Source organism: Oxalicibacterium sp. (assembly GCF_057353965.1).
Genome location: NZ_JBMQZD010000007.1, coordinates 366,480 through 390,412, shown reverse-complemented (window position 1 = coordinate 390,412; position 23,933 = coordinate 366,480). Strand labels below are relative to the sequence as shown.

The 23,933-nt window shown below is 62.1% G+C and carries 21 protein-coding genes and 1 riboswitch; of the genes, 12 read left to right on the top strand and 9 right to left on the bottom strand.

The features are described from left to right. Nucleotides 1-3: 3 nt before the first annotated feature. The gene (locus ACO1VH_RS13660) at nt 4-798 is read right to left on the bottom strand and encodes a DUF1223 domain-containing protein (RefSeq protein WP_486245013.1); all 795 of its coding nucleotides are present in this window, start codon (nt 796-798) and stop codon (nt 4-6) included. Nucleotides 799-922: 124 nt separating this feature from the next. Between ACO1VH_RS13660 and ACO1VH_RS13655 the strand changes: the two genes are divergently transcribed. Both ACO1VH_RS13655 and ACO1VH_RS13650 read left to right on the top strand, forming a co-directional pair. Then, on the top strand, nt 923-1,507 hold the full coding sequence (locus ACO1VH_RS13655; protein ID WP_486245012.1) for a sigma-70 family RNA polymerase sigma factor: 585 nt from the start codon (nt 923-925) through the stop codon (nt 1,505-1,507). Continuing rightward, nucleotides 1,504-2,145, top strand: coding sequence for an NrsF family protein (locus ACO1VH_RS13650; protein WP_486245011.1), 642 nt, complete (start codon nt 1,504-1,506; stop codon nt 2,143-2,145). The genes ACO1VH_RS13655 and ACO1VH_RS13650 overlap by 4 nt, the downstream gene beginning before the upstream one ends. Nucleotides 2,146-2,229: 84 nt before the next feature. Here the strand turns inward: ACO1VH_RS13650 and ACO1VH_RS13645 are convergent, their stop codons facing one another. Beyond that, a complete protein-coding gene (locus ACO1VH_RS13645; protein WP_486245010.1) occupies nt 2,230-3,951 on the bottom strand; it encodes a methyl-accepting chemotaxis protein in 1,722 nt (573 codons plus the stop codon). Between the two features lie 255 nt (nt 3,952-4,206). Next, nucleotides 4,207-5,097, bottom strand: a complete 891-nt coding sequence (locus ACO1VH_RS13640; protein WP_486245009.1) for a LysR family transcriptional regulator — start codon at nt 5,095-5,097, stop codon at nt 4,207-4,209. A 120-nt stretch (nt 5,098-5,217) separates the two neighbouring features. Here ACO1VH_RS13640 and ACO1VH_RS13635 point away from each other — a divergent pair, with 120 nt between their 5' ends. Both ACO1VH_RS13635 and ACO1VH_RS13630 read left to right on the top strand, forming a co-directional pair. Continuing rightward, entirely contained in the window at nt 5,218-6,360 is a 1,143-nt protein-coding gene (locus ACO1VH_RS13635) for a YeiH family protein (RefSeq protein WP_486245008.1), read from the top strand. A gap of 139 nt (nt 6,361-6,499) precedes the next feature. Next, nucleotides 6,500-7,084: an IMPACT family protein gene (locus ACO1VH_RS13630; protein ID WP_486245007.1), complete on the top strand. Its 585-nt coding sequence runs from the start codon at nt 6,500-6,502 to the stop codon at nt 7,082-7,084. 27 nt (nt 7,085-7,111) lie between these two features. Here ACO1VH_RS13630 and ACO1VH_RS13625 read toward each other — a convergent pair whose 3' ends face one another. Then, nucleotides 7,112-7,945, bottom strand: a complete 834-nt coding sequence (locus ACO1VH_RS13625) for an aldo/keto reductase (RefSeq protein WP_486245153.1) — start codon at nt 7,943-7,945, stop codon at nt 7,112-7,114. Nucleotides 7,946-8,051: 106 nt separating this feature from the next. Here ACO1VH_RS13625 and ACO1VH_RS13620 point away from each other — a divergent pair, with 106 nt between their 5' ends. The 3 genes from ACO1VH_RS13620 (at nt 8,052) to ACO1VH_RS13610 (ending at nt 11,055) form a co-directional block, all read left to right on the top strand. Then, the gene (locus ACO1VH_RS13620; RefSeq protein ID WP_486245006.1) at nt 8,052-8,519 is read left to right on the top strand and encodes a 2,4'-dihydroxyacetophenone dioxygenase family protein; all 468 of its coding nucleotides are present in this window, start codon (nt 8,052-8,054) and stop codon (nt 8,517-8,519) included. Between the two features lie 127 nt (nt 8,520-8,646). Beyond that, complete coding sequence (locus ACO1VH_RS13615; RefSeq protein WP_486245005.1) at nt 8,647-10,179, top strand: sensor domain-containing diguanylate cyclase; 1,533 nt, start codon at nt 8,647-8,649, stop codon at nt 10,177-10,179. Nucleotides 10,180-10,269: 90 nt separating this feature from the next. Beyond that, nucleotides 10,270-11,055, top strand: coding sequence for a phytanoyl-CoA dioxygenase family protein (locus ACO1VH_RS13610; protein WP_486245004.1), 786 nt, complete (start codon nt 10,270-10,272; stop codon nt 11,053-11,055). 65 nt (nt 11,056-11,120) lie between these two features. Here the strand turns inward: ACO1VH_RS13610 and ACO1VH_RS13605 are convergent, their stop codons facing one another. Then, nucleotides 11,121-11,450 carry a hypothetical protein gene (locus ACO1VH_RS13605; protein WP_486245003.1) on the bottom strand — a complete coding sequence of 110 codons (330 nt, stop codon included), beginning with the start codon at nt 11,448-11,450 and terminating at the stop codon, nt 11,121-11,123. Between the two features lie 150 nt (nt 11,451-11,600). Further along, nucleotides 11,601-11,769: riboswitch (yybP-ykoY riboswitch) on the top strand. A gap of 18 nt (nt 11,770-11,787) precedes the next feature. On the opposite strand from ACO1VH_RS13605, the gene ACO1VH_RS13600 reads away from it, so the two are divergent. Further along, nucleotides 11,788-12,363 carry a TMEM165/GDT1 family protein gene (locus ACO1VH_RS13600; RefSeq protein WP_486245002.1) on the top strand — a complete coding sequence of 192 codons (576 nt, stop codon included), beginning with the start codon at nt 11,788-11,790 and terminating at the stop codon, nt 12,361-12,363. Nucleotides 12,364-12,458: 95 nt separating this feature from the next. On the opposite strand, the gene ACO1VH_RS13595 is transcribed toward ACO1VH_RS13600, so the two are convergent. From ACO1VH_RS13595 to ACO1VH_RS13585, 3 genes are all read right to left on the bottom strand, one after another. Further along, nucleotides 12,459-13,427 carry an NAD(P)H-dependent flavin oxidoreductase gene (locus ACO1VH_RS13595; RefSeq protein ID WP_486245001.1) on the bottom strand — a complete coding sequence of 323 codons (969 nt, stop codon included), beginning with the start codon at nt 13,425-13,427 and terminating at the stop codon, nt 12,459-12,461. 61 nt (nt 13,428-13,488) lie between these two features. After that, a complete protein-coding gene (locus tag ACO1VH_RS13590) occupies nt 13,489-13,962 on the bottom strand; it encodes a cyanophycin metabolism-associated DUF1854 family protein (protein ID WP_486245000.1) in 474 nt (157 codons plus the stop codon). Continuing rightward, complete coding sequence (locus ACO1VH_RS13585; RefSeq protein ID WP_486244999.1) at nt 13,959-16,211, bottom strand: cyanophycin metabolism-associated ABC transporter; 2,253 nt, start codon at nt 16,209-16,211, stop codon at nt 13,959-13,961. Before ACO1VH_RS13585 ends, ACO1VH_RS13590 begins: the two co-directional genes overlap by 4 nt. Before the next feature lie 289 nt (nt 16,212-16,500). On the opposite strand from ACO1VH_RS13585, the gene ACO1VH_RS13580 reads away from it, so the two are divergent. Next, nucleotides 16,501-18,696: a cyanophycin synthetase gene (locus ACO1VH_RS13580; protein ID WP_486244998.1), complete on the top strand. Its 2,196-nt coding sequence runs from the start codon at nt 16,501-16,503 to the stop codon at nt 18,694-18,696. Between the two features lie 102 nt (nt 18,697-18,798). Continuing rightward, entirely contained in the window at nt 18,799-21,366 is a 2,568-nt protein-coding gene (gene cphA / locus ACO1VH_RS13575; RefSeq protein ID WP_486244997.1) for a cyanophycin synthetase, read from the top strand. 38 nt (nt 21,367-21,404) lie between these two features. Here the strand turns inward: cphA and ACO1VH_RS13570 are convergent, their stop codons facing one another. Continuing rightward, the gene (locus ACO1VH_RS13570) at nt 21,405-22,328 is read right to left on the bottom strand and encodes a LysR family transcriptional regulator (RefSeq protein WP_486244996.1); all 924 of its coding nucleotides are present in this window, start codon (nt 22,326-22,328) and stop codon (nt 21,405-21,407) included. A 389-nt stretch (nt 22,329-22,717) separates the two neighbouring features. On the opposite strand from ACO1VH_RS13570, the gene ACO1VH_RS13565 reads away from it, so the two are divergent. Beyond that, the gene (locus tag ACO1VH_RS13565) at nt 22,718-23,404 is read left to right on the top strand and encodes a hydrolase (RefSeq protein WP_486244995.1); all 687 of its coding nucleotides are present in this window, start codon (nt 22,718-22,720) and stop codon (nt 23,402-23,404) included. A 113-nt stretch (nt 23,405-23,517) separates the two neighbouring features. Continuing rightward, nucleotides 23,518-23,784: a XapX domain-containing protein gene (locus ACO1VH_RS13560; RefSeq protein ID WP_486244994.1), complete on the top strand. Its 267-nt coding sequence runs from the start codon at nt 23,518-23,520 to the stop codon at nt 23,782-23,784. Nucleotides 23,785-23,933 lie beyond the last annotated feature (149 nt).

Genomic DNA, 23,933 nt, shown 5'->3' with positions numbered 1-23,933 from the left:
CCATCACAAACCCCGCGTCGCCGGCTGACATTGCGCAGTGCTGACAGCCTGCAACACGCGGCCTTGATCAGGTGCCTGCACGAAGGCGACGGCCTGCAGATTGTTGCGCTTCCAGTCCGCCGGCAATGTCACGTCTTGATGAAACTGTGCGTGTCCTTGCGACAAACGGATCGGGCCGTACCACTGACGCACCGTGCCGTCGTGGTGCAAGGTGGCACCGCTGTTTTCGCCGCGCGACACTTTTGATACCAGGCTGTCCTCGCTGATGGCGACATACAGATCGCCGTCAACCTCCGTGCTGCCTCGCGCGTTGACGACGGCATCGAGCGTCACCGAAGCGGTCGCAGTCGGTGTCGCCTTCAGCGTGATCGTGACGGGTGCCGGCAGCGCATTGATCTGCCGGATGGTTTCCGGCAAATTGCCGCGCCATGCACGCAGCTCTTTACCGCTGACAAAGAATTGCGGCGTATAGACGACACGGCTGTGACGCGCCGCGACCAGATCGCTCTGACGCCGGTCGAATGTCTTCTGCGCGAAGATATCCTTCCAGCCGATATCGTCCCAGTACGTGACATGCATCGACAACGGCACGATCGCTGCATCCTTGCCGAGATCGTTCTTCAGTTCGCTCAATTGGCGATCGGCCGGCGGGCAGCTGGAACAGCCTTCGCTGGTGTAGAGTTCGATCAGCGCGGCCGTGGCGGAACCGCTTTTGACTTCGCAGGCGTTCCCGGCATACGATGGCGTCCCTGTCATGCCAAGGACGCCGGCAAGGGCAATCAGTGCGATTGGTTTCATGTGCGATTACCGTTGAATGATGTGCAAGGTAATTCGCAAGAAAAACGGAACGGGTTACATGCCCCGTAAAAAAATTTCGACTTTTCCGCGTTTTTATTTCATTCACGTGTAACCGAAAGCACCGATGCACCGTATACCGGAAGGAGAGGGAAAGACTGGCGTTGCGCAGACGGAAGAGCGGCTGCGGTCCCTTCTGCTCCTTGGCATGGATGGGGACGAAGCCGCCTACCGCGATTTCCTGCAGGCAAGCGCAACGCATTTGCGCGCTTTCCTGCGTCGCCGTCTGAGCCGCTGGCCGGACGAGGTCGAGGACTTGGTGCAGGAATCGCTGCTGGCGTTGCATAACCAGCGCATGACCTACGACCGCGACGCCCCGCTGACCGCGTGGATGTATGCGATCGCGCGATACAAGCTGATCGACTGGCTGCGCCGCCATGCACGGCATGAAGGATTGAACGATCCGCTGGAAGACGATAGCGAACTGTTCTCCACTGCCGAAGCGGATGGCAGCGAAGCGAAACGCGATCTGGAGAAAGTGCTGGCCATGCTGCCCGAACAGCAACGCGCCGCCATCCTGCATACGAAAGTGGGCGGCTTGTCGGTGCGCGAAACGGCGGCAGCGATGCAGATCTCCGAAGCGTCGGTCAAGGTCGCCGTGCATCGCGGCCTGAAGGCGCTGGCGGCAAAATTGCGGAATGAAGAATCATGAAGACAGATGACCTGATCAACATGCTGGCCAGCGGGCCGGACGTCGCGGCACCGAAAATTCCGGTGCGCCGCTTCCTGCTGCTCGTGTCGGCCGGTTTGGCGGCAAGTGTGCTGCTGATGCTAGCGCTGCTCGGCGTGCGGCCCAACCTGGACGAGCTGGCAACGCTGCCGGCATTCTGGATCAAGGTCGTGTTCGTCGTCGCGCTGGCAAGCGCCGGCGGCGTCGCGGCAGCACGCCTGTCGATGCCGGGCGCGCGCACGACTGTCCTGCCGGCATTGATCGCTGCGCCGTTGCTGCTGATCTGGATCGCCGCCGCCGTTTCGCTGATGCATGCGACACCGGGCCAGCGCAGCCATCTGTTCTGGGGCGATACCTGGCGTTACTGCACGCTGCTGATCACCCTGCTGTCGCTGCCGATCTTCGCCGCGGTGCTGCAGATCATGCGTCATCTGGCGCCGACGCGCCTGCATCTGGCTGGTGCCGGTGCCGGCTTTGCTGCAGGTACGGCCGCCACCGTCGTCTACTCGATACATTGCCCGGAGACCGCCGCGCCCTTCCTCGGCTTCTGGTACGTGCTCGGCGTCGCGATTCCGACCATCCTCGGCGCATCGCTCGGGCCGCGCATCCTGCGCTGGTAATTTTTCTCGCGACACTTCATCGCGCATCATCGTAAAAAAGGCCATGCATTGCATGGCCTTTTACTTTTCATCGTCAAACGACGATCAGAACTCTTCCCAGTCGCCCTCGCCGGCAGGCACTGCCGTCGGTTCCTTCCTTTCGGCTTTCGATGCCACAGCCTTCAGTTTCGGCGCCGGCTTTTGTTGCGGCTTCACACTGCCCGCGACGCTGCTGCCGGCGGTTCCGGCAAGCGCCTTCGGCGCAGCGGAAGGGATGACGACCGCATTGCCGTCCAGCTTGAAGACGCTGACGACGTGCGACAGATTGCTCGCCTGATCCTGCAGCGATGCCGCAGCGGCGGCCGCTTCCTCGACCAGTGCCGCATTCTGCTGCGTGACCTGGTCCATCTGCATGACGGCTTCGTTGATTTGTTCGATGCCGGATGTCTGTTCCTGGCTGGCAGCCGTGATCTCGCCCATGATGTCGGTCACGCGGCGCACGCTGTCGACCACTTCCTTGATCGTCGTGCCGGCTTCGTTAACCAGTTGCGAACCGGTGTTGACCTTTTCAACCGAATCGTTGATCAGCAGCTTGATCTCCTTCGCCGCGCTGGCGCTGCGCTGCGCAAGGTTGCGCACTTCGGTTGCGACGACGGCAAAGCCACGCCCCTGCTCGCCGGCGCGCGCCGCCTCGACCGCCGCGTTCAGCGCAAGGATATTCGTCTGGAACGCGATGCCGTCAATGACGCCGATGATGTCGACGATCTTGCCGGCCGAATCGTTGATCGAGCCCATCGTCTCCACCACTTGCGAGACGACCTCGCCGCCGCGCACCGCCACTTCGGATGCGCTCTGCGCCAGCTGGTTCGACTGGCGCGCGTTGTCGGCATTCTGCTTGACGGTGGACGTCAGCTCTTCCATCGACGACGCGGTTTCTTCCAGCGAACTGGCCTGTTCTTCGGTGCGCGCCGACAGATCGAGGTTGCCGGTGGCGATCTGCGTGGAAGCGGCGGCGATCGTATCGGTGCCGAGCCGCACCTGCGAGACGATCTTCACCAGGCTTTCGTTCATCTCCTTCAGCGCCTGCAGCAACTGGCCGGTTTCATCCTTCGACGTGACGGTGATGGTGCCAGTCAGATCGCCATCGGCGACCTTGCGCGCCAGGCCAACCGCCTGCGTCAGCGGACGCGTGATGCTGCGCGTCGCGAGGAAAGCCAGGATCAGGCTGATGACGACAGCCATCGCCGACAGCGCCGCCACCAGTTCCTTCGCCTGATTCGCCATGCTATGCGCTTCGTCGCCGGACTGCTTCATCAGCAGCCCTTGGTAATCGATCAGTTTTCCCAGTCCCACCATGTAGGCCAGTTGCGCCGGACGCAGTTCGGCAAACAGCAGGGCATGCGCTTCTTCCTTCAAGCCATCCGACATCAGCGTGACGAAACGATCCTTCAGCGGACTGAACTGGCCGCGCGCCTCGATCAGCGCCGCCATGTGCTTGCGGCCTTCTTCCGACTTGATGGTCTTGTCCAGTGCGTCCAGCGACTGCGTGATCACCTGCGAGCTCTTTGCGATATTGTCGAGCTCGCCCTTGATCTCGTCGGGGCTCGTCATCAACAGAGTGTTGCGCATGTTGCGCGCAGTCTCGTTGAGCTCGTCCATGATGGTGTTGGCATGCACGGTCTTCGGATAACGGTCTTCGTTGGTCAGCGTGATGGCCTGATCGAGACGATCGATGCGGGAAAAGGCAATCGTTGCCAGGATGATCAACACGACGACGACACTGCCAAAACTCAAGGCCAGACGCTGGCCGATCTTCAGATTTTTCATTTCCCGTCTCTTTCAATGAAGTGGATCACACAATGTCATTGCAGGCGGACGAAGAACAATCGGCAGGTTTACCGAACGCGCCGAGCTGATCTTGCAGCCATGCCCCGAAATCAACTACCAAAACTTTCTTATCGGCGGACAGACTGCACTTCTTAAAGAAATTCTGAGAAATACCTCACGTTTTTTTAATGCGATCGCGACATGCCACAACGGCATGCCGCAATGTCAATCGACATCGGTCAGCACCCATCGAGATCAATTCGCCCAGTTGCGGCAGAACTGCATGAAGAATTCGAGTCGTGCCGACAACAGCTTGTTGCGGCGATGGATCAGATAGAAGTGGCGCTGCAGGCGCGGCAAGGTCGTACGCAATTCGACCAGCCGACCGGCTTCCACCAGATCGGCGACGACCAGCCGCGACAGGCAGGCCAGGCCCAGACCGGCCGCCGCCGCATGCTTGATCGCTTCCGCATTGCTGAATTCGCCGGCCGAATGCAGCATGTGCAGATGCGGCAGCAGCGCATGCTCGACCGCTTCGCGCGTGCCGGAGCCGACTTCGCGCAGCAGCCAGCCGGCCTGCCGCAGATCGGCCAGCGGCACCTTGCCGTCGCGCCCGGCAAACGGATGATGCGGCGCGCAGACCACCACCAGCTCGTCGGCAAGCCACGGTTCCGCGCGCAGTTCCGGTTCGTGGCACGGCCCTTCGATCAGGCCGACGTCGACGTCGAATGCCGCCACCGCGGCTGCCACAGCGCGCGTGTTGGCGATCGTGACCTGCGGCACCGATGCCGAATGCTGCGCAAAATGCGCCAGCATCGGCGGCAGCAGATAAATGCCGATCGTCGTGCTGGCGGCTATTCGCAGTCCAACCGCATCGGCGGCATCGGGCTGGTGGAACTGCGCTTCGATGGTCGCTGCCGCATCAAGCATCTGGCGTGCCTGCGGCAACAGCATGCGGCCGTTGTCATTGAGGATCAGGCGCTTGCCGACGCGATCGAACAGGTGAATGCCGAGCAGGCTTTCCAGTTCCTTCAGCGCGGCGCTGGCAGCCGATTGCGACAGGGCCACGGCATCGGCGGCGGCCATCGTGCTGCCGTGGTCTGCAACGGCAAGAAAGATCTGCAATTGTCGGAGGGTGAGGCGCATGTCCTTTGCCTTTCAAATTCACATATCGATTTTTCAGGTTGATTATAGATAAACAAATCGTTTTATCAATTGATCTACCTTGCCTAGACTCACGGCATTCCCTTCCTTGCCGTAGCCTGTATGCATACCTCCCGCCCTGTTTCTCGTTCTGCCTCGACCCGCGGCATATCCGTACCGCGTCTGCTGCATTGGCTGCCCGGCTTCGCGCTGAGCACCGCGATCGCGCTGGCGGCGATCCGGCTCGGCGAACTGCCGTGGCTGCAGGCGCATGGGCTGAGTGCATTGATCGTGGCCATCCTGCTCGGTATCGTTCTCGGCAATACCGTCTATCCGCATATCGGCACGCAATGCGGGCCCGGTGTCACCGCCGCCAAGCAGACGCTGCTGCGCGCCGGCATCGTGGTGTACGGCTTCCGGCTGACCTTTCACGACATCGGTCACGTCGGCACAGCGGGCATCGTCATCGACACACTCGTGCTCACGTCGACGTTTGCGCTGTCGCTGTTCGTCGGCCGACGCATGCTGGGGCTGGATCGCGATACGGCTGTGCTGATCGGTGCGGGTAGCGCCATTTGCGGCGCCGCCGCGGTGATGGCGACGGAACCCATCGTCAAGGCGCGCGCCGAGAAGGTGACCGTTGCAGTATCGACTGTCGTCGTATTCGGCACGCTGGCGATTGCGCTCTATCCGCTGCTGTATCAGTGGAATCTGCACTGGCATCCCGATTGGCGCCTGCTGCCTACCGACGCCTCCGGATTCGGCATCTATATCGGCTCGACCGTGCACGAAGTAGCGCAGGTGCTGGCCGCCGCGCGCACGATCGACCCGCAGGCCGCCGACAGCGCCGTCATCGCCAAGCTGGTGCGCGTGATGATGCTGGCGCCCTTTCTGCTCGCGCTGTCGTTGTGGATGCGTCGCGATTCATCTGCGGTACAGCAGTCGGATGGGCATCATCCATCGCACCGCGACGGCAAAGCGGCGCGCGTAACGATTCCGTGGTTCGCTTTCGCCTTCCTCGCGGTGGTCGGCCTGAATACGGTCGCACCGCTATCGCCCGCGTTGCGCGCCGACGCAATCGACATCGATACCTGGCTGCTGACGATGGCGATGGCCGCGCTGGGATTGACGACGCATCTTTCGGCGATCCGCCGCGCCGGCATCAAACCTCTGATTTTGGCGGCGCTGCTGTTCGGCTGGCTGATCGCCGGCGGCGCGCTGATCAATCGCCTCGTCACCACGCTGACCGGCACATTGGCCGGATGACATGAACGGATAAACGGCGCAGGCGCACGATGACAGCGGCACATCGCTTATCATTTCCATCTTGTTGCACCTTGTTGTGCTTCATTGCAGTCCGATTCCATCTCGTTTGCATCGCGCCCTCACCGTTTGCCGCTTCTTCATGCATCAACTCGCCGCTCCCGTTTCCGCCGAAATCGAAATCAAGAAGAGCCGTTTCATCGCGCTGCTGTATCCGCTGACCACGCGCGCCGAAGCGCAGGCAAAGCTGGCCGAACTGCGTGCGCAGCATCCGAACGCCGTGCATTTCTGCTGGGTGCTGGTCTGCGACGGCGATTCGGGACTGGACGACGATGGCGAGCCGTCCGGCACTGCGGCGCGACCGATGTACAACGTGCTGGTGCACAAGGATGTATTCAACGTGCTGGCCGTCGTCGTGCGTTACTGGGGCGGCATCAAGCTGGGCGCGGGCGGGTTGACGCGTGCCTACGGGCAGGCGGTGTCGGAGGCGATGAAGCTGGCGGAGCTGATGCCGGTGGAAGCGATGTGCGAACGGCGCTTCGTCCTGCCGTTCGCCGATGAATCGACGCTGCGCCGTCTATGCGAGCAGCACGGCGTCGTCGTGCTCGATGCGGTCTATGGCGATGCGGTCACGCTGCATGCGCGGATGAAGGAAAGCCAGGCCGACGCTTTCTGCCGGCTGGCGGTCGACCTGCTGCGCGGCGGATTGCAGATATCGGAAACCTGATTCCGCAATCCGTCACACGGATTCGTATCAGAGCATTTCCAGCGGTTCGGGGCTGGACGGCGGCGGAAACGCTTCGTCCAGCTCTGCCAGATCCTGCTCGGTCAATTGCAGGTCCAGCGCCGCACGATTCTGCCGCACGTGTTCCGTCTTCGATGCCTTCGGAATCGCGATCACGCCCTGCTGGCGCAGTACCCACGCCAGCGCCACCTGCGCCGGCGTTACGCCGTGGCGTTCGGCGATGTCCTGCACCTCGGGGCAATGCGACAGGCGTCCCTGCTCGATCGGCGAGTATGCCATCAGCGGCAGGCCGCGCTGTTGCGCCTGCGGCAGCAGGTCGAACTCGATGCCGCGCCGCGTCAGGTTGTACAGCACCTGATTGGTCGCCACCGCATCGCCGCCCGGCGCGCGCAGCAGTTCCTTCATATCGTGAACATCCATGTTGCTGACGCCCCAGCGGCGGATCTTGCCGTCGCGCTGCAGCTTTTCGAACGCTTCGATGGTTTCGGCAAACGGCGTGCGACCACGCCAGTGCAACAGATAGAGATCGAGGCGGTCGGTGCCGAGGCGGCGCAGGCTACGTTCGCAAGCGGCGATCGTGCCGTTGCGCGAAGCATTGCTCGGCAAGACCTTGCTGACCAGGAAAACCTCATCGCGGCGGCCGGCGATCGCTTCGCCGACCAGCTCTTCCGACGCGCCGTCGCCGTACATCTCGGCCGTGTCGATCAGCGTCATGCCGAGATCGAGGCCGGTGCGCAGCGTGGCGATTTCCTCGTCGCGGCGGTTGCGATGATCGCCCATGAACCAGGTGCCCTGGCCGAGCACGGGAACGGTTTCGCCGGAAGGAAGAGTTGTCGTACGCATCATGGTCCTTTCTGTTTCGGCCTTCGCGCTTGCCGCATGGCGACGGCAGGCCCGAAGGGGTCGTTATAGAATGGCCGATTATACGTAACGCCTGTGCGCAACATCGATGTCCGCTCCACGCCCCGACGCCCTGACCACGCCCGCCACACTCTCCACCTGCCGTCCCGACACGATGGACTGGGTACCGTGGGCCATGCCCGGCGCACAGTTCAAGCTGCTGCATGCGAACGCAACGACGGGCAGCTTCACGCTGCTGATCCGTTTCGAAGCCGGTGCGGAAGCGCCGGTCCACCGCCATGTCGGCGCGGTAGAAGGTTACATGCTCGAAGGCGGCTTCTTTTACAAAGACGATCCCGACACGCGCTTCGATGCCGGCAGCTATCTGTACGAGAACGAAGGCGCCGTGCATCAGCCCGTCAGCCCGCACGGCGGCGTGATGTTCGCCGTCTTCCACGGCCCGGTCGAAGGTCTGGACGAAGAAGGCAACGTGACCGGCCGCATCCACTGGAAGTGGCACGTGAAGAAATGGAACGAGGCCGGCAACGCCTACACGCCGGACGGTCTGACGGAATGATGCATCCGCGCTGCAACAGCATGCGCGAAATTCCGCCATCGCCGCAGCAGTCCTCCTTATAATTGCCCGTTGCCGGGAGAGCCGCACCTCACGGACATCGTTGCGACCGATTCCCTTTCTTCAGCCTATGCGTCTTCTTCCGGAAAAATACCGCCTGCTCATCTGGATCAGCCTGCTGCTGGTTGCCGGCTTCCTCACCACCAGCGTCATCAGCTACGTCGTCTCGCGCGATGCGATTCGCCAGCGCGTCGCCGAACAGGCGCTGCCGCTGACCAGCGACAACATCTATTCCGAAATCCAGAAGGACATCCTGCGCCCGGTCTTCATCTCGTCGCTGATGGCCAACGACACTTTCCTGCGCGACTGGATGCTGGCCGGCGAAACCGACGTCAAGCAGATCGCGCGCTACCTGAAAGAGGTCAAGGAAAAATACGGCACGATCAGCAGCTTTCTCGTTTCCGACCCCACGCATCGCTACTACTACGGCGACGGCCTGCTGAAGACGGTCAGCGAAAAGGAAACGCGCGACGTCTGGTATTACCGCGTGCGTGACATGAAGACCGATTACGAAACGAACGTCGACATCGACATGGCCAACCGCGATGCGATGACGATCTTCATCAATCATCGCGTCGTCGACTACGACGGCAACTTCCTCGGCGCAACCGGCGTCGGCCTGACGCTGGATACGATGGCCGGCCTGCTGGACAGCTATCAGACCCGCTTCCATCGCACCATCTACTTCGTCGATCAGAACGGCGCCATCAAGCTGACCGGCAAATCGATGCGCGCCATGCACGATATGCATGGCACGATCCAGAAGCTGCCCGGCGTTTCCACCATCGCGAAACAAATCCTGGGCAACAAGAGCACCACGCCGACGCAACTCGAATACAAGCGCGATCACGAGACGATCCTGATGAGCTCGCGCTTCATTCCCGAGCTCGACTGGTACCTGCTGGTCGAACAGGATCTCGCCGACGATGTGCTGCCGCTGCAGCGCATGCTGTACATCAACATCGCCATCAGCGCGATCGTCACGCTGCTGATCCTCGGCATGGTGCTGTTCATCGTGCGCCGCTCGCACGAGCAGATGGAAACCATCGCCGGCACCGACACGCTGACCGGCCTGCTGAATCGCCAGGCATTCGAGATGGTGTTCCATCAGGCCATCCTCGACAGCGAACGGCGCGGCAGCCCGCTGTGTGCCGTGCTGTTCGACATCGACTACTTCAAGATGGTCAACGACAACTACGGCCATCTGGCCGGCGACCGCATCCTGCAGGAAATCGCCACCATCACGAAGAAATCGGTGCGCGAGAACGACATCGTTGCACGCTGGGGCGGCGAGGAATTCCTCATCCTGCTGAAGGACTGTCCGCTGCAGCAGGCGATCGCCATCGCCGAAAAACTGCGCGGCACCATCGCCAACCACGACTTCGCGCTGCGCGGCGGCGATATCCTGCTGACGGCCAGCCTCGGCATCGCCGAATATGCGCGCGACGAATCGTCGGCCGACTTCTTCACGCGCGCCGATCGCGCGCTCTATCAGGCCAAGGAAAAAGGCCGCAATCGTATCGCCGTATCGCAATCTCAAGCACAGCCGCAATCACCATCGCAGCCGCAGAACGCCGCAGCGAAAAATCCTGCCGACGCCTGATACGCCCCGCCGACGGCACGCGCCGTCGGCAAAACGGAGCGATCGGCGCTACACTGATTGCTTCACGCCAACCACGTATCAACGGACCCCATGAGCACGCCCACCGCCGCCGAATCCGCCCTGTCGCCTGCGCAGATCGCGCAGTTCGAGCAGGACGGCTATCTGGTCTTCAGGAACATGCAGGATGCAGCCGCATGCGAACGCATGCTGGCCGTCGCGCAACAGCAGCTGCAGGAAGCGCAGCAGCCGCTCGAATACGAAGCGGAGCTCGGCTATGCCGGCGCGCCGACATCGCTGGAGGCGGAAGGCGGCCGCACCATACGCCGCCTGCGCGGCGCCTACGACCGCGCGCCGGTCTTCCACGACTGGGCCGAAGATACGCGCGTGACCGGCAAACTGCGCCAGCTGTTCGGCGAACCGGTCTGCCTGACGCTGGCGCATCACAACTGCGTGATGACCAAGCATCCGCAATACGGCACCGCCACTGGCTGGCATCGCGACATCCGCTACTGGTCGTTCTCGCAACCGAACCTGATCTGCGTCTGGCTGGCGCTGGGCGATGAAGTTGCCAGCAACGGCAGCCTGAAGTTCATTCCCGGCTCGCATCGCCTGCAGATCGCGCCTGATCGCCTGGACGAACTGCTGTTCCTGCGCCCCGAACATCCGGAGAACCAGGCGCTGTTCAAGCAAGGCAAGGCAGTGGAACTGCATCGCGGCGACGTCGTGTTCTTCCACAGCCTGCTGTTCCACGCCGCCGGCGTGAACACGTCGGACAAGGTGAAAACTTCCGTCGCCTTCGCCTATCACGGCTGCAGCAACCAGCCGCTGCCGAACACACGCTCTTCCGCATCCGGCGACATACGCATCGCCGATTGACGATCGACGTACGGCCAACGTAAAAAAGCCCTCTTGCGAGGGCTTTTTGTTTGTTCACGCCATCATCACTTCTTCGGTGTGCTCGGCGGATTGCGGGACGATTCCGGTAATTGCTTCTGTGTCGCATCGGGATGATCACGCCGGATTTCCTCCACGCCCGCCATGCCGCGCCTGTCGGTGTCGAGCTGGCCTTCCTGGATATCGTCGTGCGCGCGCTTGATGATGTCGCGCGGCGCATCGTCCTGACTGTCGAACGATTCATCATGTTCATGCGGCAGGCGCGGCGAGGAACGATCGCCATCCTTCTCTTCGCGCATGCCGGCCCGGCTGTCGTGGCGCTTGTCGGTAGAAACCTGTGCTTCGGGCATCGTCGTGCCCGGCTTGTCCGTCTGCATGTGTGGCCCTCCTTGAGGTTGCGTGAGCGCAATTGCGCAGAAAGATTGCATCATCAATAAGAACGCACGAAACGGTAATAATTCCCGTTGCCGATTTTGCGTTGCCGGACGAAAAAACCTTGTTCCTCCGCGCGCAGTTTGCTAGACTCGCGTCCGAACTCTGGGGAGTAGCCGGCCTTCGGCAACGAAGGCATCTGCATCAACACATTTGGCCCGCAGGCCATGGTGCAGATGATCGCAAGATTTGGCGAGACCATTGATCAACCGACGACTTGCAAGGGCCGGAGTCGTTGCTTGGTCTTTGGTTGAATCGTCCGGCCCTGGAAAGTCTCTTCTGATGGAATCCTTCTTCGTCTCGACCGGCATCGTCGCGCTGGCCGAAATCGGCGACAAGACACAACTCCTGTCCTTCCTTCTCGCAGCAAAATTCCGCAAACCCTTGCCGATCGCCGCAGGCATTCTGGTCGCCACGCTGTTCAATCATGCATTTGCCGCCGCGATCGGCTCATGGCTGACGCAGGCGCTCGGGCCGGAAACATTGCGCTGGATACTCGGCATTTCCTTCATCGCAATGGCCGGCTGGATGCTGATCCCCGACAAGCTCGATGAAGACGATGCCAAGCTGGCAAAATACGGCGTCTTCACCACCACGCTGATCGCCTTCTTTCTCGCCGAAATGGGCGACAAGACGCAGATCGCCACCGTCGCGCTGGCCGCGAAATTCCATGCCTTCTGGCCGGTGCTGGCCGGCACTACCTTCGGCATGATGCTGGCCAACGTACCCGCCGTCTATTGCGGCAGCAAGCTGGCGGGACGCCTGCCGGTGACGCTGGTGCACCGGATTGCGGCCGTGATCTTCGTCATACTCGGCGTGATGACGCTGATGGGGATGGGCAGCGAGATGGGGCTGTAATCCGGGGGCTGTAGTGCGAAGACGGTAATTCGTGGATTGCGATCACGCGCATCGATCATGCGATCGCATGGCTGCGCGGGCAGACCTGAAAGATGTCAGAGTTTCAGGCGCGCCCGCGCCGCATCGTATTCCGTCTTCAGCCGCTGCACGACTTCGGCGACGTTTGGCGCATCGTCGATCAGGCCGACGCCCTGTCCTGCGCCCCAGATGTCGCGCCATGCCTTGACCTTGCTGTCGCCGCCGGAACCGAAATTCATCTTCGACTTGTCGGCCACCGGCAGATTGTCGGGGTCGAGGCCGGCGTTGACGATAGACGCGCGCAGGTAGTTGCCGTGCACGCCGGTAAACAGGTTCGTGTAGAAGACATCGGCCGCAGACGATGCAATCAGCGCATCGCGATAGGCCGGCGCGACGTTGGCTTCCTGCGTCGCCAGCCAGCGCGTGCCGATGTAGGCGAGGTCCGCGCCCATCGCCTGCGCCGCCAGCACCGCATCGCCGGTGGCGATCGCGCCGGACAACACCAGCGGCCCGGAAAACAGCCGGCGCGCCTCGCCTACCAATGCAAACGGCGACAGCGTGCCGGCATGGCCGCCGGCACCGGCGCAGACCAGGATCAAACCGTCGACGCCGGCTTCCAGCGCCTTCTCCGCATGACGGATTGAGATAACGTCATGCAGCACGATGCCGCCGTAACCATGAATCGCATCCAGCATTTCGCGCGGCGGCGCGCGCAACGAAGAAATGATGATGGGCACGCGATGCCGCACGCAGACTGCAACGTCGTGCGCGAGGCGGTCGTTCGATTGATGGACGATCTGGTTGACGGCGATCGGGCCGACTGTTGTCGACGGATGCGCATGCTTCCACGTAGCGAGTTCCGACTGAATATCGGTTAGCCAGCCGTCGAGTACTTCAGCCGGTCTTGCATTCAACGCGGGAAATGCGCCGACGATGCCGGCCTTGCATTGCGCGGCGACCAGTGCGGGACCGCTGGCGATGAACATCGGCGCGGCGATGACGGGCAGAGAGAGATTGCGCAACGCTTCCGGCAAGTGATCGGACATTCTGCCTCCTTCGAGGACGGCGCACATTCATGCAGCGCCGGTATTCGGTACAGGATTGCGGCTACAAGAAGCGGTCCAGCAGCTTGCGGCTGTGCTTGTCGAGTTTCTTCAAATCGCGGATGAAAAATTGCACACCGTGCGTATCGGCAATCATCAGCGAAGCATCGCCGATACGGCGAATGTCTTCCTCGCCGCGCAATACCAGCGCCGTATCGCCGCGACTGGTTTCGACCTGCCAGGTGCTGGGCGAGGCGAAAGCCGACACATTCTTGATGCGCAGAATTTCCGGCAGGAATTCGCGATTCGCCAGTTCTTCCTTCAATAACGCGCGTACCGTTTCCGGCAATGCGTTCAATGCGTCTATCCACAACAATTCGTGACCGTCGGCGCTGACGATGGCGATACCTTCTTCGGGCGCGGCGATCGGGAAGGCGCGCACCGGCACCACGTTGTCGTGCGCGACGCCGTCCGCACCGGTGAAAGCCAGCCTGCCGAAGGCATTGCGCGTCAGGCGGATGTTCGAGAAATCGCTCATGCCTCGCCTCCGTTCAGCAATGCCGCATCTTCCAGCAGATCGTTTTCCGCTTGGCGCGCCTGCGCCTGATACAACTTGAAGTAGGCACCGCGACGCGCCAGCAGTTCTTCATGCGAACCGATCTCGACGATCTGGCCGCGATCCATCACGACGATGCGGTCGGCGCGCCGCAGTGTGGAAAGGCGATGCGCAATCGCGATCGTGGTGCGGCCGTGCACGAGATTGTCGAGCGCCTTCTGGATTTCACGCTCGGTGGTGGTATCGACCGACGACGTCGCTTCGTCGAGGATCAGGATATGCGGATCGATCAGCAGCGCGCGTGCGATCGAGATACGCTGGCGCTCGCCGCCGGACAAGGTCTGTCCGCGTTCGCCGACCATCGAATCGTAACCGTGCGGCAGGCGCAGGATGAATTCATGCGCGTTGGCAGCACGCGCAGCGGCGATGATTCCGGCACGTGTCGCATCCGGCTTGCCGTAGGCGATGTTGTCGGCGATCGTGCCGAAGAACAGGAAAGGTTCCTGCAGTACGAGGCCGATATTGCGGCGGTAGTCGGGAATCGAGATCGAACGGATGTCGACGCCATCGACCGTGATCGCGCCTTGCGAGACGTCGTAGAAACGGCAGATCAGGTTGACCAGCGTGCTCTTGCCGGAACCGCTGTGGCCGACCAGGCCGATCATCTCGCCGGGATGGATGTGCAGGTCGAGGCCACGGATTACTGCGCGATTGCCGTAGCGGAAACCGATATTGCCGACGACGATGTCGCCGCGGATTTTTTCCAGCTTCACCGGATTGGCCGGCTCCGGCACCGACGATACGTGATCGAGAATGTCGAAGATGCGCTTGGCGCCGGTCGCCGCCTTCTGCGTGACGGAAACGATGCGGCTCATCGAATCGAGGCGCGTGTAGAAGCGGCTGATGTAGGCAAGGAAGGCCGTCAGCACGCCGACCGTGATCTGGTCGTTCGCCACCTGCCAGATGCCGACCGCCCACACCACCAGCAGGCCGATTTCGGTCAGGAAGGTGACGGTCGGCGAAAACAGCGACCAGACCTTGTTGACGCGATCGTTGATCTGCAGGTTGTGCTGGTTGGCATCGCGGAAGCGCGCGGCTTCGCGCTTTTCCTGCGCGAACGCCTTGACGACGCGGATGCCGGGAATCGTATCGGCCAGCACGTTGGTGACCTGCGACCAGATGCGGTCGACCTTCTCGAAGCCGTTGCGCAGCTTGTCGCGCACCACGTGGATCATCCACGCGATGAACGGCAACGGCAGCAAGGTGACGAGCGCCAGCCACGGATTGATCGAAATCAGGATGCCGGCCGTCATCGCGATCATCAGCACGTCGGTGGCGAAGTCGAGCAGGTGCAGCGACAGGAACACGCAGATGCGGTCGGTTTCGGAACCGATGCGCGTCATCAGGTCGCCGGTGCGCTTGCCGCCGAAATATTCGAGCGACAGCTTCAGCAGGTGTTCGTAGGCGGTGGTGCGCAGGTCGGCGCCGATGCGCTCGGACACCAGCGCGAGGATGTAGGTGCGCATCCAGCCCAGTCCCCACGCCAGCAGCGCGGCGGCGAACAGGCCGCCAAGGTAAAGCGAGACCAGATGGTGATCGATAGGCACGCCGTTCTGGTACGGGATCAGCACGTTGTCCATCAGCGGCAGCGACAGATACGGCGGCACCAGCGTGGCGGCGGTCGATGCCAGCGTCAGCAGGAAACCGAGAATCAACTGGCCCTTGTACGGCTTGGCGAAACGCCACAGGCGGAACAGCGCGGCCGGCGACGATGCCTGCTCTTCGGTTTCGCCATCGGCATCGCTGTCGTCCTCCTCCTCTTCAGTCTGCGCCGCTTCGGCTGGCGCACCGGAAATCGGCTGCTTACCCAGCGCTTCGAAGGCGGCGATCAATTGCAATGCAGCAGGATTACGGCCCAGCGTATAGCGCCACAGCACCAGCCGTGATGCCGCATCCACCAGTTCCAGGTTGCCCACGCCGGCATGATCGGCATGGCGCAGCGACAGGTCGGGGTGCAACGTCCAATCCTGCCAGCCTGCATCGCCCTGGCCGCGCGACAGCAGGCGCAGATTGGTCAGCACGACGATGCCGGGCGTGAAATGCAGCGCGGCATCGAGATCGAGTTCCAGCCAGGCAACAATCGTCTCGCCATCGCCCAGCCGCGATTGCACATCCTGCCAGGCCGCCGGCACGGCGGATCGGGTAACGGAAAGAGGGGCAACGGTATTCATCAGAGCGCCCCGGAAACCGGGGAAGGGCGGTCGTTCATGCTGTCGAATTCGAGGCGGGTCGCGAATGGTGATCGAGTGGTGAGCAAAAGGGTTGCGTTTTTGCCGCAAGTGGCGGCAAGTATATCCAAACGTTCACCTGCTGTCGGGCTTCGCGCGTATGATCCGCACGCAGACAAGAATAATTTCAACATCCTGTAAACCAAAGTCATCCGGCACGCGTTGAGGCCTTCTTTAGCCAACTGTTTTTTGGCTTCCCCACCAATCAAATTCGTTATCTAACGAACAACAAATGAATAACAAAACCATCCGGATCATCGAGACGATGCATCTGAGGGGACCGAACATCTGGACTTACCATCCGGCGCTGGAGGCATTGGTCGATATCGGCGAGCTGGAGGACTTTCCGTCCAACATGATTCCCGGCTTCGCCGAGCGCCTGGTCGGCTTCCTGCCGACACTGGAAGAACACCACTGCGGCGTCGGCGAACGCGGCGGCTTCGTGCAGCGGCTGCGCGACGGCACCTGGCCGGCGCACATCATGGAACACGTGATGATCGAACTGCAGAACCTGGCCGGCATGCCGAGCGCCTTCGGCAAGGCGCGCGAAACCTCGCAGCGCGGCGTCTACAAGGTCGTCGTGCGCGTGCGCTACGAAGAAGTCGGCCGTGCCGCGCTGGCCACCGCGCGCGATCTGGTGATGGCCGCCATCGAAAACAAACCCTTCGACGTCGCCGCCACCGTCGACAAGCTGCGCGCAATCCATGAATCGGTCGCACTCGGCCCCAGCACCGCCTGCATCGTCGATGCCGCTACCGACCGCAAGATTCCGTCGCTGCGCCTGAACGACGGCAACCTGGTGCAGCTCGGCTACGGTGCCAAACAGCGCCGCGTCTGGACTGCCGAAACCGACCAGACCAGCGCCATCGCCGAAAGCATCGCCAGCGACAAGGAACTCACCAAGAGCCTGCTGGAATCCTGCGGCATCCCAGTGCCGGAAGGCCGCGTGGCCGACAGCCCGGCCGATGCGTGGGAAGCCGCGCAGGACATCGGCCTGCCGGTCGTCGTCAAGCCGTCCGACGGCAACCACGGCCGCGGCGTTTCCACCAATCTCTCCACGCAGGCCGAAATCGAAGCGGCGTGGGAACTGGCCGACCGCGAAGGCAGCGACGTCATCGTCGAACGCTTCATCCGCGGCCACGAACATCGCCTGCTGGTCATCGGCGGCAAGCTGATCGCCGCCGCACGCGGCGAATCGGCTTACGTCACCGGCGACGGCAAATCGACCATCGCCAAACTCATCGACACGCAACTCAACAGCGATCCGCGCCGCGGCGCCAGCGAAGAACATCCGCTGAACCTGCTGCTGATCGACGAGAACGACGATCCGGGTGTGATCCTGCTGGAACTGTCGCGCCAGGGTTACACGACCGAATCGGTGCCGCCGGCCGGCAAGGAAGTGCTGGTGCAGCGCCACGGCAACGTCGCCTTCGACATCACCGATCAGGTGCATCCGAGCGTGGCCGCCACCGCGACGCTAGCCGCGCGCGTGGTCGGGCTGGATATCGCCGGCATCGACCTGGTCGCCGAAGACATTTCGAAACCGCTGCCCGAACAGGGCGGCGCCATCGTCGAAGTCAATGCCGGCCCGGGCCTGCTGATGCACCTGAAACCGGCCAGCGGCCAACCGCGTCCGGTCGGTCGCGCCATCGTCGACCATCTGTTCGGCGAAACCGGCAGCGGCCGCATCCCGGTGGTCGGCATTACCGGCTCGTCCGGCACCACGCCGACCGCGCACCTGATCGCCTGGCTGCTGCATCTGCAGGGCAACTACGTGGGCCTGGCCTGCAGCAACGGACTGTTCCTGCGCGAACGCAAGGTCGTCAGGCGCGACAGCGCGAACGGCAACGCCGCGCGGCAAGTGCTGATGAACCGCATGGTGGAAATCGCCGTGCTGGAAAACGGCGCCGAAGCCATCCTCACCGAAGGCGTGATCTACGACCGCTGCCAGATCGGCGTCGTCACCCGTATCGATGCCGGCCACAGCCTGCCGCGCCACTACATCGACAGTGCCGACGAGATGGCCGAAAAGGTCATGCGCACGCAGGTCGATCTGGTGCTGCCGGACGGTGCTGCCGTGCTGAACGCCGCCGATGCGCGCGTGGCGGCGCTGGCCGAACTGAGCGACGGCGAAGTGATCTTCTTCTCCGTCACGCCGGATGCCGCACCACTGGCGGCGCATCGCGCGCAGAACGGCCGCAGCGTCGTGCTGCGCGACGACAGCATCGTGCTGGCGACCGGCATGCAGGAAATCGTCGCCGGCCAATTGGCGATGCTGCCGTATGCCGATCCGGCCTCTCAACCGTTGATGACGGAAGCGGTGCTCGCCGCGACGGCCGCCGCCTGGGCGCTCGGCCTCGATGCAGCGCTGATCCGCACCGGCCTCGAAACCTTCGAGCATGCGGCCGACGTACCGGTCACCGCCTGAGCCTCCTTCCCCGAACATGCAAATAGAAAGACACGCGCGCCATCCCATGACGAACAAACGGGACAGCTCGAACAGGCGCACGCCCATGACAAGGAATACCTGATGGAAATCTCTCGCGTTCGCGCCTTGCGCGGTCCCAACCTCTGGAGTCGCCACACGTCGCTCGAAGCGATCGTGTCGTGCACCGATCCCGAACACGACATCGCCGGCCTGCCTGGCTTCGAGGATCGCATCCGCGCCCGCTTCCCCAAGATCAAGTTCCTCGACGTCACACGCGACGAAGGCCGTGTCTCGGTCGCTCACGTACTGGCCGCCGCTGCACTGGGCCTGCAGGCGCAGGCCGGCTGCCCCGTCACCTTCTGCCGCGCGATCCGCACGGTCGAGCACGGCATCTTCCAGGTCGTTGTCGAATACACGGAAGAACAGGTCGGCCGACTCGCCTTCGATCTGGCGCTGGAACTGTGCAATGCCGCCGCGAATGATCAGCTGTTCAATCTGGCCGAAGCGCTGGCCCGCCTGCGCGCGCTAGATGAAGACATCCGCCTCGGTCCGAGCACCGGCTCCATCGTCGACGCTGCCGTCGCGCGCGGCGTACCGTTCCGCCGCATGACCGAAGGCAGCATGGTGCAGTTCGGCTGGGGCAGCCGGCAACGCCGCATCCAGGCGGCCGAAACCGGTTTCACCAGCGCCATCGCCGAATCGATCGCGCAGGACAAGGAAATGACCAAGGTCATGCTGGCCGCCGCCGGCGTGCCGGTGCCGGACGGCCGCTCGGTCTCGACCGCCGACGATGCTTGGGCCGCGGCGCAGGAAATCGGCGCGCCGGTCGTCGTCAAGCCGCGCGACGGCAACCAGGGCAAGGGCGTCGCCGTCAACATGAAGACGGAAGACGAAGTGAAGACCGCGTTCGAAGTCGCATTCAGGATTTGCGACGACGTCGTCGTCGAACGCTATCTGCCGGGCCAGGATTACCGTCTGCTGGTGGTCGGTAAGCAGCTGGTCGCCGCCGCGCGCCGTTCGCCGCCTGCCGTGATCGGCGACGGCGAGCACACAATCGCGCAACTGATCGAACAGGTGAATCTCGATCCGCTGCGCGGCGACGGCCATGCGACACCGCTGACCAAGATCCGCGTCGACAGCATCACACTGGCCACGCTGGCGAAGAAGAATTACACGCTCGACAGCATTCCCGCCAAGGGCACGCCGGTGCTGCTGCGCGACAATGCGAATCTCTCCACCGGCGGTACCGCGACCGACGTCACCGACGACGTGCATCCGCAACTGGCGGCGCGCGTGGTCGAAGCCGCACAAATGGTCGGCCTCGACATCGCCGGCATCGACCTGGTCTGCGAAAACGTGATCCAGACGCTGGAAGAACAAGGCGGCGGCGTGGTCGAAGTCAACGCCGCGCCGGGTCTGCGCATGCACATCAAGCCGTCGTTCGGCAAGGGCCGCCCGGTCGGCGAAGCCATCGTCAGCACGATGTTCCCGGAAGGCGACGATGGCCGTATTCCGGTCGTGGCCGTCGCCGGCACCAACGGCAAGACGACCACGGTGCGCCTGATCGCGCACATGCTGCGCACCAACAAATACCGCGTCGGCATGACGACCACCGACGGTGTCTACATCGAAAACGAACGCATCGATACCGGCGACTGCAGCGGTCCGCGCAGTGCGCGCAACGTGCTGCAACATCCCGATGTCGATGCTGCCGTGTTCGAAACCGCGCGCGGCGGCATCCTGCGCGAAGGCATCGCCTTCGACCGCTGCAACGTCGCCGTCGTCACCAACATCGGCGTCGGCGATCATCTCGGACTCAACTTCATCTCCACCGTCGAAGACCTCGCCGTCGTCAAGCGTGTGATCGTGCAGAACGTCGCGCCGAACGGTTACGGCGTGCTGAACGCAGCCGATCCGATGGTCGCCAACATGGCTGCCAGCTGCCCCGGCAACATCATCTACTTTGCAAAAGACCGCAACCAGACCGTACTGGCCGCGCATCGCGCGCAAGGCAAGCGCGTCGTCCATCTCGATGGCGATGCGATCGTTGCCGTCGAAGGACAATTCGAACAACGTCTGTCGCTGTCCGAGATTCCGATCACCTACAACGGCGCAATCGGCTTCCAGGTCGAAAACGCGATGGCCGCCATCGGCGCTGCATGGGGGCTGGGACTGGACTGGGCCGTGGTGCGCAAAGGCTTGCGCACTTTCCAGAACGGCGCAGACACCACGCCGGGCCGCTTCAACATGTTCACGCATCGCGGCGCCACCGTCATCGCCGATTACGGCCACAACCCGGATGCGATCCAGGCGCTGACCAGCGCCGTCGAAGCGATGCCGTCGAAACGCCGCACGGTGGTCATCAGCGGCGCCGGCGACCGGCGCGACGACGACATCCGCCGCCAGACCGAAATCCTCGGCGATGCATTCGACGATGTGATCCTCTACGAAGACCAGTGCCAGCGCGGACGCGCCGACGGCGAAGTGGTGAAGCTGTTGCGCGAAGGATTGGCGAAGGCGAAACGCACGCAATCGATCAACGAAATCCGCGGCGAATTCCTCGCCATCGATACTGCGCTGGATCATTTGAAATCGGGCGATCTGTGCCTGATCCTCGTCGATCAGGTGGAAGAAGCGCTGGCGCATATTGCGTCGCGCATCAAGGCTTGATATCGCATTACTGCATGTAACACGCACATACAGCGCGTTCAGTCTTCGGCGCCATAGGCCCAAGGTGCATTGGAGAAACGCTCGGTCAGAAATTCGATCAGGGCCTGCACACGTGCAGGCCGGCTGCGTCCGGGCGGGGTCACGATATGCAAACCAATTGGTACTGCTTCCCAATCCTCCATCACCGTTTCCAACACGCCTGATTGCAAATCCTGCCAGGCCAGGAATTCCGGCTGCAACGCCAACCCTTGCCCGGCTAGCAATGCAGGTACCAGCGCTTCAGCGTTATTGACGTGCAAATGCACCGGTATCGACTGGGAAAATTCTCCATGCTCTTTATGGTGAAAGCGCCAGCTCATTCCGTAGTGGGCGTAGACATATTGCAAGGCCCGATGATTCACCAAGTCACGCGGATGTTGCGGCCGTCCGTAACGTGCGAAATACGCGGGCGTGCCGACGAGCAGAATGCGTACCGTGCAAAGCCGCCGCGCCAACAGGCTGGAGTCGACAAGATTGGCGATACGCAGCGCGAGATCGAAACGCTCGGCCACGAGATCCACATGCTTGTCGTTGAACTGGATATCCAATTCAACGTCAGGATACGCTGCCATGAATTCCGGCAATACCGGCGCAAGATGCGAGATGCCGAACGACATCGGCGCCGAGACGCGGATCACTCCACGCAGAGCGCTGGACTGCTCGGCAATCTCGGCCTCCACTGCCTCCCCTTCTTCCAGAATGCGTGCCGCACGTTCCAATGCGACATAGCCGCTCTCGGTCAGCGTCATGCGACGCGACGTGCGATGGAACAACATGGTCTTCATACGCGCTTCCAACCGGGTGATGGCCTTGGACACCGTCGCCTGCGAGACGGACAACGCGCTGGCAGCACGGGCAAACGATCCCGTCTCCGCAACCTTCGCGAAAATGGCCCATGCTTCCAAATCCGGTAGTTTTTTCATGTGGTTTTTGGAAAGAATGAAGATGGATCGATGATATAGATGCCATATTGGCGGCACAAGAAAAATTGACCGAATTGCATCCATTTTGGAAAGGGTGGAATTCTTTTTCTTCGATTCTCATTGTCGGCGAAGCCTCCTACACTGCCTGCATCGCAAATAGCCCATCGCACGGAGTACCGCCATGTCAGGACGCTTTCCCTTCAGCCGTAATGCGGTCCACGCCAGCTCCTCACTTGGCACGCTACCCGCCAGCTGACCATTTTCCGGCGCGGGAGTTATAGCGGCTCTTCCCCCGCGCCCGACTCGGGCCAGCGACTTTATTGCTATCGGTAGATCGCATGTCCCCGACACCATGCCGCCACATTAATCACCACAAAGGAGAGTCATTCATGTCGAACAAATATCTTGAGGTCCTGACCCCGCAGAACAGTCAGATCATTTTCATCGATCAACAGCCACAGATGGCGTTCGGCGTGCAGTCTATCGACCGGCAGACGCTCAAGAACAATGTCGTGGGGTTGGCCAAGGCAGCGAAGATCTTCAATATCCCGACAACAATCACCACCGTCGAGACCGACAGCTTCTCCGGCAACACCTACCCGGAACTGCTGGCCGTCTTCCCCGAACAAAAGATTCTCGAACGCACGTCGATGAATTCGTGGGACGACCAGAACGTGCGCGATTCGCTAGCCGCCGCCGGGCGCAAGAAGGTCGTCGTCTCCGGACTGTGGACCGAGGTTTGCAACACGACGTTCGCGCTATGCGCGATGCTCGAAGGCGACTACGAAATCTACATGGTGGCCGACGCCTCCGGTGGCACCTCGCTCGACGCGCACAAGTACGCGATGGATCGCATGGTGCAGGCTGGCGCAGTGCCGGTGACCTGGCAGCAGGTGCTACTCGAATGGCAGCGCGACTGGGCACGCAAGGAAACTTACGACGCTGTCACCGGCCTCGTTAAAGAACATTCCGGCGCCTATGGCATGGGCATCGACTATGCGGTCACCCATGTCCACAAAGGCCCTGAACGCGTCAAACACGGCGAACGCATCGGGCCGAATCCCGCCAAGAAATAATTTGGCATCGGACAAACAGGCATGCAATATGAACGTGTGCCTCTGTCCTTTCCTTGCGCAAGCTGGGCCGCATCATCAGGCGATGCGGCCCAACGCCAATTCGAGGTGTGCCCATGAAACTCTACGTCCTTTCCCTCGGCGCCGGTCTGCTCGTCGGCATCGTCTACAGTTTGCTCAACGTGCGCTCGCCAGCGCCGCCGCTGGTTGCTCTCGTCGGCCTGCTCGGCATTCTTATCGGCGAACAGGTCATTCCTGTCGGCAAGCAATTGCTGAATGGCAGCGCTTTCAGCGCTGCCTGCAATGAGACGAAGACGGTCAACCACGTTTTCGGTGAACTGCCAGGCCGGCATGCCGAAAAAGACCGCAAAGAGCACTCGTGAGCGCGCCCGGTTTTTTGTTACGTTGTACCTCACGGGAGGTAAGAGCATGATTACTCGACGCAAACTACTTGGTGCTGCTTCGGCGCTGGCTTCCACGCTCGCACTGAACGGCATGCCGGGACGTAACGCTATTGCCAACTCCCTCGACA

Excerpts from the sequence above, each read along its gene's own strand:
- ACO1VH_RS13660 (WP_486245013.1), bottom strand. The coding sequence starts at position 798 with ATGAAACCAATCGCACTGATTGCCCTTGCCGGCGTCCTTGGCATGACA.
- ACO1VH_RS13655 (WP_486245012.1), top strand. The coding sequence starts at position 923 with ATGCACCGTATACCGGAAGGAGAGGGAAAGACTGGCGTTGCGCAGACG.
- ACO1VH_RS13650 (WP_486245011.1), top strand. The coding sequence starts at position 1,504 with ATGAAGACAGATGACCTGATCAACATGCTGGCCAGCGGGCCGGACGTC.
- ACO1VH_RS13645 (WP_486245010.1), bottom strand. The coding sequence starts at position 3,951 with ATGAAAAATCTGAAGATCGGCCAGCGTCTGGCCTTGAGTTTTGGCAGT.
- ACO1VH_RS13640 (WP_486245009.1), bottom strand. The coding sequence starts at position 5,097 with ATGCGCCTCACCCTCCGACAATTGCAGATCTTTCTTGCCGTTGCAGAC.
- ACO1VH_RS13635 (WP_486245008.1), top strand. The coding sequence starts at position 5,218 with ATGCATACCTCCCGCCCTGTTTCTCGTTCTGCCTCGACCCGCGGCATA.
- ACO1VH_RS13630 (WP_486245007.1), top strand. The coding sequence starts at position 6,500 with ATGCATCAACTCGCCGCTCCCGTTTCCGCCGAAATCGAAATCAAGAAG.
- ACO1VH_RS13625 (WP_486245153.1), bottom strand. The coding sequence starts at position 7,945 with ATGCGTACGACAACTCTTCCTTCCGGCGAAACCGTTCCCGTGCTCGGC.
- ACO1VH_RS13620 (WP_486245006.1), top strand. The coding sequence starts at position 8,052 with ATGTCCGCTCCACGCCCCGACGCCCTGACCACGCCCGCCACACTCTCC.
- ACO1VH_RS13615 (WP_486245005.1), top strand. The coding sequence starts at position 8,647 with ATGCGTCTTCTTCCGGAAAAATACCGCCTGCTCATCTGGATCAGCCTG.
- ACO1VH_RS13610 (WP_486245004.1), top strand. The coding sequence starts at position 10,270 with ATGAGCACGCCCACCGCCGCCGAATCCGCCCTGTCGCCTGCGCAGATC.
- ACO1VH_RS13605 (WP_486245003.1), bottom strand. The coding sequence starts at position 11,450 with ATGCAGACGGACAAGCCGGGCACGACGATGCCCGAAGCACAGGTTTCT.
- ACO1VH_RS13600 (WP_486245002.1), top strand. The coding sequence starts at position 11,788 with ATGGAATCCTTCTTCGTCTCGACCGGCATCGTCGCGCTGGCCGAAATC.
- ACO1VH_RS13595 (WP_486245001.1), bottom strand. The coding sequence starts at position 13,427 with ATGTCCGATCACTTGCCGGAAGCGTTGCGCAATCTCTCTCTGCCCGTC.
- ACO1VH_RS13590 (WP_486245000.1), bottom strand. The coding sequence starts at position 13,962 with ATGAGCGATTTCTCGAACATCCGCCTGACGCGCAATGCCTTCGGCAGG.
- ACO1VH_RS13585 (WP_486244999.1), bottom strand. The coding sequence starts at position 16,211 with ATGAATACCGTTGCCCCTCTTTCCGTTACCCGATCCGCCGTGCCGGCG.
- ACO1VH_RS13580 (WP_486244998.1), top strand. The coding sequence starts at position 16,501 with ATGAATAACAAAACCATCCGGATCATCGAGACGATGCATCTGAGGGGA.
- cphA (WP_486244997.1), top strand. The coding sequence starts at position 18,799 with ATGGAAATCTCTCGCGTTCGCGCCTTGCGCGGTCCCAACCTCTGGAGT.
- ACO1VH_RS13570 (WP_486244996.1), bottom strand. The coding sequence starts at position 22,328 with ATGAAAAAACTACCGGATTTGGAAGCATGGGCCATTTTCGCGAAGGTT.
- ACO1VH_RS13565 (WP_486244995.1), top strand. The coding sequence starts at position 22,718 with ATGTCGAACAAATATCTTGAGGTCCTGACCCCGCAGAACAGTCAGATC.
- ACO1VH_RS13560 (WP_486244994.1), top strand. The coding sequence starts at position 23,518 with ATGAAACTCTACGTCCTTTCCCTCGGCGCCGGTCTGCTCGTCGGCATC.